We start from the raw sequence: 13,177 nt of genomic DNA, 5'->3' as shown, positions 1-13,177 counted from the left end.
ATCGTCCCGGGTCTGACCCTCGGCCCCTTCGGAGACGTGTATGGCCTTTTGGAAGCAGTTTGTTCTTTCTCTTATCGTTATTGCGGCCGGCTTTGCCGGATGGATTTTTCTTGTGCCGGGTGCCGCCGATGTATTGAGAAATGCCGGCGTCCCGCAAAACCTTGTCGCCAGGGTGGCTCCCCCCGTGAAGCCCGGGGGCGATGCGTCGGGTCAGGGCGAGGGCAGCCAGGGCGGACGCAACGGCGGCGGGCGCAACAGCGCCGTTCTGGTCGTGACGCAGGCCGTCGTGCAGGGCGTTGTCAACGACCGGCTGAACGCGATCGGCACAGGCGACGCGATCCGCTCCGTGGCGGTGACGCCGCAGGCAATGGGCACGATCCGTGAGATCCTCATCAAGTCCGGCGACAAGGTCAAGCAGGGTCAGGTGCTTGCCAAGCTCGACAGCGAGGAGCAGGTGATCGCCAAGGGGCAGGCCGAAGTGGCGCTGAAGAGCGCGATCGAGAAATCCAATCTCTATCACAACATCAAGTCCAGCGTTGCGCGCATGGACGTATTCGATGCCGAGATCGCCGAGCAGGGGGCGCGGCTGCAGCTGCAGGCCGCCGAGCTCAATCTCACCCGGCGCAATATCGTGGCGCCGATCGACGGCATCGTCGGCATCGTCCCGGTCAACATCGGCGACAACGTGACCACCAGCACGCCGATCGTGACGCTCGACGACCGCTCGGAAATCCTGGTCGACTACTGGGTGCCGGAGCGCTTTGCCAATACGGTTTCCGTCGGCCAGCCGGTTGAGGTAACCACCGTCGCGCGGCCGGGACAGGCGTTCACCGGAGAGGTCCAGGCAGTCGACAACCGCATCGATGCGGCGAGCCGGACACTGCGCATCCGCGCCAAGATCGACAACCGCGCGGACGTGCTTCGCGCCGGCATGTCCTTCAATGTCAGCATGAAATTCGCAGGCGACAAATATCCGGCCGTTGATCCGCTTTCCGTCCAGTGGGATTCGCAGGGCTCTTTCGTCTGGCGGGTGGTCGACGGCAAGTCGAACAAGGTGCGTGTCAGCATCGTGCAACGCAATCCGGATTTCGTGCTCGTGAAGGCCGGCATCAAGGATGGCGACGCCATCGTGACGCAGGGCCTGCAGCGCGTCCGCGAGGGTGGGCCGGTGCGCTTCGGCAATGAAATGGCCTCGAAAAACGGGGTCGCGACACAATGAACGTGACCGTCACCGATCTTCCCGAAAGAGCATCCGGCAAGCAAACCTTCACGGCACTCTTCGTGCGCCGCCCGATCCTGGCGCTGGTCTTCAATACGCTGATGGTGGTTGCGGGTCTTGCTGCCTATGCCGGGGTCGAAGTGCGCGAACTGCCCGATGTCGACCGGCCGGTCGTGACCGTGCGCACCATGTTCGACGGCGCTGCACCGCAGACGGTCGATCAAGAGCTGACCAAGGTCATCGAAGGCGCAGTGGCGCGCGTCAGCGGGCTGAAATCGATCTCCTCGCAATCGCAGTTCGGCCAAAGCCGAGTGACGCTGGAGTTCTCCGATGCCGTCGATCTCGCCGTTGCTGCAAACGACGTGCGTGATGCGATCGGGCGCATCATGGAGCAGCTTCCAGACGACGCCGACGCCCCGCAGATCGTCAAGGCGGATGCGGATTCACAGCCGATCATGCGTCTTGCGGTCACCTCGACCAAGCTCAACATGGATGACCTGACGCTCCTCGTCGAAAACGAGATCGTCGACCGGCTAGCCTCCGTCGACGGCGTTGCCGATGTCGAGCAATATGGCGACCAGGAAAAGATATTCCGCGTCGATGTCGATCAGGGCGCCCTCGCAAGCCGCGGGCTGACGGTCGGCGATCTGACGGAGGCACTCGACAACTCCGCCCTCGACGTTCCTGCCGGATCGCTGAAGAGCACGACACAGGACATCGTGGTGCGCGCCACGGCGAGCCTGCAGAAGCCGGAGGATTTTTCAAATGTCATCCTGCAGGACCGCGTGCGTCTCGGAGACGTCGCGACGGTAACGCTCGGGCCGCGTGACGGAGATACGGCGCTGCGCTCGAACGGCAATCGCGGCATCGGCCTCGGCGTCATCCGGCAGGCCCAATCCAATACGCTCAATATTTCGAGCGGCATCAAGACGGTGGTCGAGCAGCTTTCGAAGACGCTGCCGGAAGGCACGAAGATCGCCGTCACCAGCGATGACGCGGTGTTCATCCAGGGAGCGATCCACGAGGTCGTGCTGGCGCTGATCCTTGCCGGCGTCATCGTCACCGGCGTCATCTACCTCTTCCTGCGCGACTGGCGGGCAACCTTGATCCCCGCGGTCAGCATGCCTGTCGCATTGATCGGCACGCTGGCTGCGATCTATCTCGTGGGCTTTTCGATCAATATCCTGACGCTGCTCGCCATCGTTCTGGCGACGGGTCTCGTCGTCGATGATGCGATCGTGGTGCTCGAGAACATCGTGCGGCGGCGCGCCGAAGGCATGGGGCCGCGGGCGGCCGCCGTCCTTGGCACGCGCGAGGTCTTCTTCGCGGTCATCGCGACCACAGCAACACTTGCCGCCGTCTTCATTCCGCTGTCATTCCTGCCGGGACAGGTGGGCGGTCTCTTCCGGGAGTTCGGCTTCGTGCTGGCCTTCTCGGTCGGTCTCTCGTCGATCGTCGCGCTGACGCTTTGTCCGATGCTCGCCTCGCGCATGCTGACGAAGCCAATGCTGGAGGATCATGGCGCGCTCGGCCACTTCGGCGCGGCGTTTGCACGTGTCTATCAGTGGACTCTCCAGCGTTGCCTCAATGCGCCCTTGGTGGTCATTGTCGCGTCGGTTTTCTTTGCTGGTGCGGCGCTTGTCGCCTTTTCGACGGTCAAGAGCGAGCTTACGCCGAACGAGGACCGCGCCATGGTGATGATGCGGCTCACCGCGCCGCAGGGATCAAGCCTCGAATATACGCGCGACAAGCTGCAGCTCGTCGAAGAATACCTGCAGCCGCTGGTCGATAGCGGCGACATCAGGAACGTCTTTTCGATCTCCGGGCAAGGCGGCTCGGCCAATAGCGGCTTCATGGTGCTGACGCTGGCGCCCTGGGGCGAGCGCGACCGCACGCAGGCGGATATCGTCCAGGATGTCAACCGTGCGGCATCGCGCGTGCCCCCACTTCGCGGCAATGCGATATCATCGAACAGCCTGCGCATTCGTGGCGCCGGCAGCGGCCTGCAGATGGCGCTCGTCGGCAATGACTACGACCGGCTGACGGCTGCCGCCGTCAAGCTGGTGCAGGCGCTGGATGCGACCGGGCAGTACGATACGCCGCGCCTCACCAACGAACCGACGCAGGCGCAGGTCTCCGTCACCATCGACCGGGAGCGGGCTTCCGATCTCGGCATCGATATCACCGGGCTTTCGACGGCGATGCAGTCGCTCCTCGAGGGGCGTTCCGTCGTCGACGTCTTCGTCAATGGCGATGCCTATCCGGTTCTGCTTACTTCGACCATGCGGCCGATCGATGATCCAACGGATCTTGAAAACGTCTTCCTGAAGACCGGCGAGGGCAAGATCGTACCGATGTCGGTCATCGCATCGCTAAAGGAAGGCGCGGTTGCGCCGCAGCTGAACCGTGAAGCTCAACTCGCCTCCGTCGCGATTACGGCTGGCCTCAAGGAAGGCATGTCGCTCGGCGATGCCGTCAAGCAGGTGACGGAGCTCGCCGAGACGATTTTGCCGCCAGGGGCGCGTCTTATTCCGCTTGCCGAAGCAGCAACCCTGGAAGAGAACTCCAGCGGCATGGCACTCACCTTCGGCTTTGCGATCGTGATCATCTTTCTGGTATTGGCGGCGCAGTTCGAAAGCGTGCTGTCCTCGCTGATCATCATGTCGACCGTGCCCCTTGGGCTTGCCTGCGCCGTCTTTGCGCTCATTATCACCGGATCGAGCCTCAACATATACAGCCAGATCGGCCTGGTGCTGCTCGTCGGCGTCATGGCGAAAAACGGCATCTTGATCGTCGAGTTCGCCAATCAGCTCCGCGATCGCGGTGTCGAAGTGCGTGAGGCCATCGAACGCGCTTGTTCGCTGCGGCTGCGCCCGGTCATGATGACGATGATCGCTACCATCCTGGGCGGCGTTCCGCTCGTCTTTGCGCATGGCGCAGGCGCGGAAGCGCGCATCGCGCTCGGCTGGGTAATCGTCGGCGGACTGGGTTTTGCAACGCTTGTCACGCTCCTAATTACGCCCGTCGCCTACCTGCTGGTCGCCCGCTTTGCCAAGCCGCATGCGCATGAGGAAGCGCGCTTGCACGAGGAGATGGCGATTGCGGCACGGCCGAAACCGGTGCCCGATCCCAAGCATCTGCAGGCTGCGGAATAGATTTCACTTCGCCCGCCGATCGCGGCGTTCAATGAACGGTTGCAAAACAAAGTGAATTTGTTCTGAACGTTAGATATTTCTTAAGCATAAAACGCAATGATCTACCTGTAACCGAGCAGATTTCTCCAGTCTTTCGGAGGTTTGCCCACCCGCTGGCTTCAGCGCCCGAACATGACGTTTCGCGGACACGGTTCGCTGTTTGTAAGTAGCATGTTGTTGTGTTCGGAGTTCCTGTCCCGTGAGTATTTTTCAACGCACGTCTGTCGATGCGGCGCTGCATACGCTTCGTGATATCAACCACAGCCTCACGCGGACGCAGAACCGCGTCTCGTCCGGTTTTCGCGTCGAACAGGCCCGCGACAACGCCGCCTACTGGTCGGTGGCGACGACGGCCCGCTCCGACAATAAGGCGCATGCTGCCATTCAGGATGCGCTGGGCATGGCGGCCGCCACAATGGGCACGGCCTATACGGGCGTTGCCAGCGCCGTTGACGTGGTTTCCGAAATCAAGGCGAAACTTGTCGCTGCGACCGAACAGGGCATCGACAAGGAAAAGATCAATGACGAGCTGACGCAGCTGAAGGCGCAGTTGCGCTCCGTCGCCGAAGCGGCGGCCTTCAACAGCGACAACTGGGTCGTCCTGACCGATGAAGACAATCCCACCGAGCCGAAGCAGATTCCGGCATCCTATATCCGCAATGCCGACGGCACCGTCACCGTCGGCACGCTGACCTATCATATCGACCTGCCCTCGACGGGCGTCACCACATCGAAGGATGCCCGCTACCTCGTCGACGACCGTTCCGGCGGCAGCGGCGAATACGGCGCACTGACATCATCCTATTTCGCGGCGGAAATGGGCGCTTCGCAGAATTACGTCTTGATCTTGAGCAAGGCGGGCAATACCGCCGGACAAGTGGAGATCGGACTTTTGTCCTCGACGACAAAAGATCAGGTCGACGAGATGATAAGCGTAGTAGACGGCATTCTCAGACAGATGACCACCGTGGGCTCGGCTTTTGGTGCGCTTGAAAAACGCATTGAGCTGCAGAACGAGTTCGCCAGAACGCTTTCCGACGCGTACAGCTCAGGTATCGGACGTCTTGTCGATGCCGATATGGAAGAGGAATCGAGCAAGCTCACGGCACTGCAGACGCAGCGGCAGCTTGGTCTGCAGGCGCTCTCGATCGCCAACGCGAGCTACGACACCGTAAGGCAGCTCTTCCAGAACTTCTAACCACCTGCTTGCCCGCTTGTCTCGCTCATTCTCGAGCTGGTGAGACCGCTGTGGCAAATTGGCGATAGCCTCGGGATTTGTGCAAGCGGCACGTGTCCATTCCACCGATTTTGTTTTATCGGAGGGGACGCGTTCATCTTGTTGCCGCATTCCATAATATTTGCTCGGGCCAGCTTCGAACGGAGAGCTTTCTGTCCATGATCAAGAAATTCGTACTTCTGGCGATCGCCGCCAGCTACCTGACCGCCTGCACCACGACCGACCCCTATACGGGCGAGCAGAAAATGTCGAATACCGCAGGCGGGGCGATGCTCGGAGCTGTCGGCGGAGCGCTTGCCGGCGCCGCCCTTGGCGGACGCGGGCACGGGCCGCGCAATGCGGCGCTGATCGGCGCGGGCCTCGGCGCGCTCGCAGGCGGCGCAATTGGCAACTATATGGACCAGCAGGAAGCCGAACTCCGTGCCCAGCTCCAGGGCACTGGGATTTCGGTGACGCGAAACGGCGACAACATTATCCTGAACATGCCGTCGAACATCACTTTCGACATCGACCAGGACGCCGTAAAACCGGGCTTCTATTCCACGCTGAATTCGGTAGCGATCGTGCTCAGGAAGTTCAATCGCACATTGATCGATGTCAACGGCCATACGGATTCCACCGGCAGCCTGCAGCATAACCAGGATCTGTCGCAGCGCCGTGCCCTTTCGGTTGCCGATTACCTCGGCGCACAGGGCATCGACCAGCGTCGCGTCTCTGCCGTCGGCTTTGGCCCGTCGCAACCGGTCGCGTCGAACGCGACGGAAGCTGGCCGCGCCCAGAACCGCCGTGTCGAGATTCAGATCGCGCCGATCACGCAGAGCTGAGCTGCGCCATTTTTATCAGGAACGGCCGGATCATCCCCGGCCGTTTTTCATTTGTGCGCCGCGCATGGCGCGTGCCGCAACCTGGGAGACCTGCCGGCTGCCTCTCTAGACAGATGTGCTTGTGCATGGGCTCTTGATCGTCAAGTCTCTCCGCTGATTGTCTCGCCGCCAGGATCATGCTTCCGTCCGTGGTCAGCACAAAGACTGCCACACCATGCCATAGGATCCGATCCGAAAGGTCGACTAACGCGCGAGATTTTCCGAGCCATTCACAGCACATCTTCCGACCTTGCCAAGCCCTACTTCAGGCGAGGGGACCTGCAAGGAGCAAACCTGATGCGGTCTGCTTTGCTTGACGTGTCGTTCCTTTCCGCAGCCATCTGCCTGCTCACGCAGCGAAGAGACCCCGCAAATCGGCCCACTTTTGCCGCTGTTGTCGAATGTTCCGCTTGATGATCTTGACGAGGAGTGGGAACTCTTGGTCATGCCTTCTGCCGCTAGAGGCTACCTCCTAACCGATCAGGCATGCATCGTCGCGCCCTTGGTGATTTTGTCGACGGTCTTCTTGCCGGCGCGCAGAGCAACGCCGACGACCTTGGCATCTTCCGGCGCGTATTCGGCAAAGACGGCGCGATTGGCTGCGTCATGGCCGGTCGCAAACATCTCCTCGATGAACAGCGAGGATAAAATCTCGCGCTCCAGCACGCGGCGATGTATCGCTGAAATCGTCGCCTCATCGGCCGATAGCACGATGATCGGCTGGATTGACATGGCATTGTAGGTGTTGCCGGCGCGGTCCCTGTAGGCCTCGCCGATGATCGTCGGATTTTGCCCGGCGATGCCGCTCATCAAAAAGGCGGTTACATTCAGCTTCTGCCATGACGCAAGATTGTTTCGCAGAACGATCGCAATTTTGGTATCAAACATTCCAGTCTCTTTCATGCGGTTTCGAGGTCGCGTTGAGCCAGGATTTAACGCCCCAGGTTTTCGAAGGTCTTGAACGTTTGTGCATGCCGCAGGGCGGCGAGGGCATTGTGGCAGCGCCTGCCTTTCCCGGGATCGAGCGTATCGAGGCAAAATTCAGCGGAAACGCCTTCGAGCCGCACCGGCACGACACCTATGGGCTCGGTGTGACGCTGAAGGGCGTGCAGACCTTCTCGTATCGCGGCGAAAGGCGCTTCAGCATGCCCGGTCAGGTGATCGTGCTGCATCCAGACGAGGTGCATGACGGGGGGGCGGGCACGGATGACGGGCTGCAGTACCGCATTCTCTACCTGGAGCCCTCGCTGCTTTTCGAATGCCTGGAAGCCGAGAAACTCGGACTGCCTTTTGTCGACCAGCCTGTTATCAGCGATGCGGTTCTTGCCGATGTCCTGCTTGGCGCGCTGACGGATCTCGAAGGAGAGCTCGACGAGCTTTTCGTCGACGATTTCCTGATGCGCATGGCGCAGGGGCTCGTAAGGCATACGAAGGCATTGCGCAGGCTGCCCGCCAATATTGCCTGGCACCAGGCCCGCTGCGCCCGCGACTACCTTGACGCACATGCGACGCGAACGGTGCGCTCTGGCGAGCTTGAATCCGTAACAGGTCTCGACCGCTTTACATTGTCGCGGCATTTTCGGGCGGCGTTCGCGACCAGTCCGCATCGCTATCTTCTGATGCGGCGGCTGCAGCAGGCGCGCGCGATGATCGGCGAGGGCAGCGAGCTGTCGGACGTCGCCTTTGCCACCGGGTTTGCGGATCAGAGCCACCTGAACCGCCATTTCAAGAAAGCCTATGGCATGACGCCCGGCCAGTGGGCTGCGCTCAGGCGGGGTTCTCAACCAGGCCGCTCCTTCGCGCGATGAAACGCGCAAGCATAGGCCCGGTAAACAGGATCACCACAAACCGGCCCACCTGCATCGCCATGACGAACGGCAGGTCGACGTCGCTGGAGGCGGCGATGATGGCAACCGAATCCGCACCGCCAGGGCTGGTCGCCAGATATGCCGTCAGCGGATCGATGCCCGCGAACTTGTGAAGTGCCACTGCCATCAGCCCGCAGGTCGACATCAAAAGCAGGATTGAGGCGCAAACGCGCGGCAGAGCACGGGCGGCATGCTTCAGGATTGAACGGGTGAAGCGCAGTCCGATGCTCCAGCCGATCAGGGCATAGCTCATCGCGAGCAGCCACATCGGCAGCTCGATCGTCAGGACGTCGAAACCCTGCAACAGGGAGCCGGCGAGAAGCGGCAGGATGATAGTGCCGCCCTGGACGCGGAAACGGAAGGCGACATAGACGCAACAGCAGGCAAGCAGCACGGTCGCGGCAAATGCCGGCCAGTCGATCGGCGGGAAGAGAATGATCGGCGGCAGCTCGCCGTCGGGGGCGACCCAGAGGCGCGAGACGCAGGAAGCTGCAACGCAGACGAAGACAACGCGCAGGTACTGCATGAAGGCGACTAGGCGGGCGTCGGCGCCATAAGCCTCCGACATGATGACCATCGCCGAGGCACCGCCCGGAGAGGAGCCCCAGACGGCGGTGGTGCCGGGCAGCACCTGCAGCCGGGTCAGGAAATAGCCGAGCACGCCTGCGATGGCGATCACCGAGACGATGACCAGCATGAAGAGCGGCGCATCATTGGCCATCGTGGCGAGAATGTCAGGGGTGATGGCGCGTGCCATCATCAGGCCCACCAGTGCCTGCCCGAATTGCAAGGGCAAGCAAGGGACGCGCATCTTTCCCTTGCCGATCACCAAGGCGAGAAAGATTGCCGCGATCATCGGCCCGACGAGCAGCGATGCCGGAAGGGCAAGACATTCAAGAACGATAACGAGAACGGTAGAGAAGCTAAGCAGCAGAACCCATCTCGGCAGGCTGGCTTCTCGTATGGCTCTGCTTGCGGCCTTAAAAGGCATGGAACGCCTGTCTTTTTTCCGACCGATGGGCCGCGGTGAACGGCATGGAAATTCATCGGCAGCAACATGAGGATCGGCCGGAGCAGCCGAAAAAATAATTCCCGGTATATGGGCAGGTTAAGCCGGCCGCAATTGCGAAATATGGTCTCCATGGGAAAATTCCGCCTGGGGTGCGCGAGCCGAATAGCAGCGTTGCGACAAGCGCAAGACTTCTTCTAAAGACGAACGTTGGCTGCAAGAAAATCAAGCAGTGTGCGGACGCGGGCTGGCAGCGGACCGCCGTGGCCGATGTAGACGGCGTAGAATTCCTCGAGGTCGCCGGGGTTCAGGTCTTCAAGGACAGATACCAGTCGACCTGCGACGATATCGGCGCGGACGGTGAAGGCGGCAAGGCGCGCAAGGCCGGCGCCGCAAAGTGCCAGGTGGCGCATCCCTTCGCCGTCGCCGACCTGAATGCCCGGCGTCACGGGAACAAGCACCGTGTCATCTTGATCAAGGAGCGGCCAGCCGCCGATGGCGCGGGAATAGGAAAAGCCAATGCGGCAGTGCTGTCGGAGATCTTCGATCGACACTGGTTGACCGTTGCGCAAAATGTAGTCCGGCGAGGCGACGATGAATTTACGGGCCGCACCAAGCTTGCGGGCGATCAGACTGGAATTCTTCAGCGGTCCGGCGCGGATTGCGACGTCGGCGCGTTCCTCCATGAGATCGACGATCTTGTCCGTATAGGAAATGTCGAGTGTCACGGCCGGATGAAGCGCCATGAAGGCGGGCAGGAGCGGGGCGAGCACGTGATTGCCGAAGGACGCGCTGGTATTGATACGGATCCGCCCGGCTGCCTGTTCGCCTGCTGAGGCATAGCGCTCGGCCTCGGCGATATCGGCAAGGATGGAGACGCTTCTTTCGTAGAATGCGCAACCTTCCGGCGTGAGTTGCAGGCGCCGCGTCGAGCGGTTGATGAGACGTGTCCCAAGCCGGGCTTCCAGGCGGGCGATAAGCTTGCTGACGGCCGACGGGGTCATCCGGCAGGCGGTTGCCGCAGCGGTGAAGCCGCCGAGTTCGACGGCGCGTACGAAGACGTCCATTTCGCCGGAGCGATTGATGTCCTGACGGCTCATGATGAATTCAAATCACAAATGACTTTCTCGCTGGCAATCTATAACGCGCCTCAGCGAGTGTCTATCTCTCCTGAGGACAACAGGAGACAGTCCATGGAATACAGAAATCTCGGTGCATCCGGCGTAAGGGTGCCGATCTTGAGTTTCGGCGCAGGCACCTTCGGCGGCAGCGGCCCGTTGTTTGGCGCATGGGGCAATACCGACTCGGCGCAGGCGCGGCGTCTTGTCGATATCTGCCTCGAGGCAGGCGTCAATCTCTTCGATACCGCCGACGTCTATTCGGCTGGCGCATCGGAGGAGGTTCTGGGGCAGGCGATCGGCGGCAAGCGCGACGGCGTGCTCATTTCCACGAAGACCGCCTTGCCGATGGGCGAGGGGCCGGCAGATTGGGGAACCTCGCGCTTGCGGCTGATCAAATCCGTCGATGACGCGCTTCGCCGCCTCGGCACAGACTATATCGATTTGCTGCAACTGCATGCCTTTGACGCCTCCACGCCGGTCGAGGAGATGCTTTCGACGCTCGATCGTCTCGTTGCTGCCGGCAAGCTCCGCTATATCGGGGCGTCGAACTTCGCCGGCTGGGAGCTGATGAAATCACTCGCCGTCTCGCAACAGCATGGCTATGCGCGCTACGTAGCCCATCAGGTCTATTATTCCCTGGCTGGGCGCGACTACGAATGGGAGCTGATGCCGCTCGCTGCCGATCAGGGCGTGGGTGCGCTGGTGTGGAGCCCTCTTGCCTGGGGTAGGCTGACCGGCCGTGTCCGCCGCGGCCAGCCGCTACCGGAAGGTAGCCGGCTGCACCAGACGGCGCAATACGGCCCGCCGGTCGATGACGAAATGCTGTTCGACATCGTCGACGTTCTCGATGAGATTGCCGCGGAGACGGGCAAGACGGTACCGCAAATCGCCATCAATTGGCTGACCTCGCGGCCAACCGTGGCAAGTGTCATCATCGGGGCGCGCAACGAGGAGCAACTGCGCCAGAATCTCGGCGCCGTTGGCTGGTCGCTGACGAAGGAGCAGGTCGAAAGGCTCGAAAAGGTCAGCGCGGTGCCGGCACCATATCCGTATTTCCCGTACAGGAGGCAGGAAGGCTTCGCTCGGCTCAATCCACCGCTCGTTTGAACCATCTCGCGCGACTCTTGACTGGACAGGTGCCATCCGTTGGCCCATATCAACCTGCCCGTGGACGGCAGATAGTATGGGAGATCAACAGGATGGCGCTCAGCGACGCAAAGGCTGGAAAACGCAACGAGGAGGGCATTTTTGCCGTCGTCGGCATCTTGAAACAGCGCTTCGGCGAGCGCTTCCAGACCGGCCAATCCTTCCGCGCCCAACATGCGCATACGACCACCTACATACCGGCGCAGCTGCCCGATGGCGTACTGTTTGCCGAGATGGCCGATGACGTAAAGACCGCCGTCAAGGTCTGTGGCGAATACAAGGTGCCGGTGATCGGCTTTGGCACCGGTTCCTCGCTGGAGGGGCAGGTGAATGCCCCCAACGGCGGGATTTCGATCGATTTCAGCCGCATGAACCGAGTTCTCGAAGTGAATGCCGAAGACCTCGATTGTACCGTCGAGCCGGGCATCACACGCGAGGAACTGAACGTTTATCTGCGCGATACCGGCCTGTTTTTCCCCATCGACCCCGGCGCGAATGCCTCGATCGGCGGCATGGCTTCGACGCGAGCGTCCGGAACCAACGCCGTGCGCTATGGCACGATGAAGGACAATGTGCTCTCGGTCACGGCCGTGACGGCCAATGGCAAGGAAATCCGCACCGCTCGCCGAGCGCGCAAATCCTCGGCAGGCTACGACCTGACGCGCCTTTTCGTCGGCGCCGAAGGCACGCTGGGGATGTTGACTTCGGTGACGCTGCGGCTGCAGGGAATTCCCCAGAAGATCGCGGGCGGGGCCTGCTCCTTTCCAACGATCAAGGCCGCCTGCGACGCGGTCATCATGACAATCCAGATGGGCATTCCTGTCGCACGCATAGAATTGCTCGATGACGTGCAGATGCGGGCATGCAACGCCTATTCGGGTCTGAGCTACGCCGAGCGCCCGACGCTCTTCCTGGAATTCCACGGAAGCGACGAGACCGTCGAGCTTCAATCGGCGCAGTTTGCCGAGATAGCGGCCGAATGCGGCGGGGGCGATTTCCTGTGGACGGCAAACGCCGAGGAACGCAACAAGCTGTGGAAGGCACGACATGATGCTTATTGGGCCTGCCGGGCGCTGGCGCCCGGGCTTGCCGCACTTTCGACCGATGTTTGTGTTCCGATATCACGGCTTGCGGATTGTGTTGCCGAGACGCAGGCCGATATCCAGGAACATGGTCTGCTGGCGCCGATTGTCGGCCATGCGGGAGATGGCAATTTCCACGTGCTTCTCCTGTTCGACGACAAGACGGCGGAAGGTATTGCGGTTGCGGAGAATTTCGTCGTACGGCTTAACCAGCGGGCTCTTGCGATGGATGGGACATGCACCGGGGAGCATGGGATAGGACAGGGAAAGATGAGGTTTCTCGAACAGGAACTCGGCGGTGCCGTCGATCTCATGCGGCAGGTCAAGCAGGCGCTCGATCCTGACAATATCTTCAATCCGGGCAAGATTTTTCATCTTGTCTGAAAACGGAACAATCTCATGAACTTCGGCTTTGCTCCCGGCATGAATGACAGTAGT

General features: G+C 61.2%; 10 protein-coding genes. 7 read left to right on the top strand and 3 right to left on the bottom strand.

The genetic code is table 11. The features are described 5' to 3' along the window. Window positions 1-40 precede the first annotated feature (40 nt). From AM571_RS12780 to AM571_RS12765, 4 genes are all read left to right on the top strand, one after another. Window positions 41-1,219: an efflux RND transporter periplasmic adaptor subunit gene (locus tag AM571_RS12780; RefSeq protein ID WP_074061723.1), complete on the top strand. Its 1,179-nt coding sequence runs from the start codon at window positions 41-43 to the stop codon at window positions 1,217-1,219. Further along, a complete protein-coding gene (locus AM571_RS12775; protein ID WP_074061722.1) occupies window positions 1,216-4,374 on the top strand; it encodes an efflux RND transporter permease subunit in 3,159 nt (1,052 codons plus the stop codon). The genes AM571_RS12780 and AM571_RS12775 overlap by 4 nt, the downstream gene beginning before the upstream one ends. Before the next feature lie 238 nt (window positions 4,375-4,612). Then, complete coding sequence (locus AM571_RS12770) at window positions 4,613-5,611, top strand: flagellin (protein ID WP_074061721.1); 999 nt, start codon at window positions 4,613-4,615, stop codon at window positions 5,609-5,611. A 197-nt stretch (window positions 5,612-5,808) separates the two neighbouring features. Continuing rightward, a complete protein-coding gene (locus AM571_RS12765; protein WP_074061720.1) occupies window positions 5,809-6,474 on the top strand; it encodes an OmpA family protein in 666 nt (221 codons plus the stop codon). A gap of 519 nt (window positions 6,475-6,993) precedes the next feature. On the opposite strand, the gene AM571_RS12755 is transcribed toward AM571_RS12765, so the two are convergent. After that, window positions 6,994-7,401 (bottom strand): DUF2000 family protein, encoded by a 408-nt coding sequence (locus AM571_RS12755; protein ID WP_074061718.1) that lies wholly within the window; start codon window positions 7,399-7,401, stop codon window positions 6,994-6,996. 32 nt (window positions 7,402-7,433) lie between these two features. Between AM571_RS12755 and AM571_RS12750 the strand changes: the two genes are divergently transcribed. After that, window positions 7,434-8,321, top strand: coding sequence for an AraC family transcriptional regulator (locus AM571_RS12750; RefSeq protein ID WP_074061717.1), 888 nt, complete (start codon window positions 7,434-7,436; stop codon window positions 8,319-8,321). Here the strand turns inward: AM571_RS12750 and AM571_RS12745 are convergent. Then, complete coding sequence (locus tag AM571_RS12745) at window positions 8,281-9,372, bottom strand: AbrB family transcriptional regulator (protein ID WP_074061716.1); 1,092 nt, start codon at window positions 9,370-9,372, stop codon at window positions 8,281-8,283. The two genes, AM571_RS12750 and AM571_RS12745, sit on opposite strands and share 41 nt — an antisense overlap. A gap of 215 nt (window positions 9,373-9,587) precedes the next feature. After that, complete coding sequence (locus tag AM571_RS12740) at window positions 9,588-10,490, bottom strand: LysR family transcriptional regulator (RefSeq protein ID WP_074061715.1); 903 nt, start codon at window positions 10,488-10,490, stop codon at window positions 9,588-9,590. Window positions 10,491-10,583: 93 nt separating this feature from the next. Here AM571_RS12740 and AM571_RS12735 point away from each other — a divergent pair, with 93 nt between their 5' ends. Both AM571_RS12735 and AM571_RS12730 read left to right on the top strand, forming a co-directional pair. Then, window positions 10,584-11,618 (top strand): aldo/keto reductase, encoded by a 1,035-nt coding sequence (locus AM571_RS12735; protein ID WP_074061714.1) that lies wholly within the window; start codon window positions 10,584-10,586, stop codon window positions 11,616-11,618. A gap of 92 nt (window positions 11,619-11,710) precedes the next feature. Next, on the top strand, window positions 11,711-13,123 hold the full coding sequence (locus tag AM571_RS12730; RefSeq protein ID WP_074061713.1) for an FAD-binding oxidoreductase: 1,413 nt from the start codon (window positions 11,711-11,713) through the stop codon (window positions 13,121-13,123). The last annotated feature ends 54 nt before the right edge of the window (window positions 13,124-13,177 follow it).

Origin of the sequence: Rhizobium etli 8C-3 (assembly GCF_001908375.1) — a bacterium.
GTDB lineage: Bacteria > Pseudomonadota > Alphaproteobacteria > Rhizobiales > Rhizobiaceae > Rhizobium > Rhizobium etli_B.
This window is presented reverse-complemented; position numbering and strand designations above follow the sequence as displayed.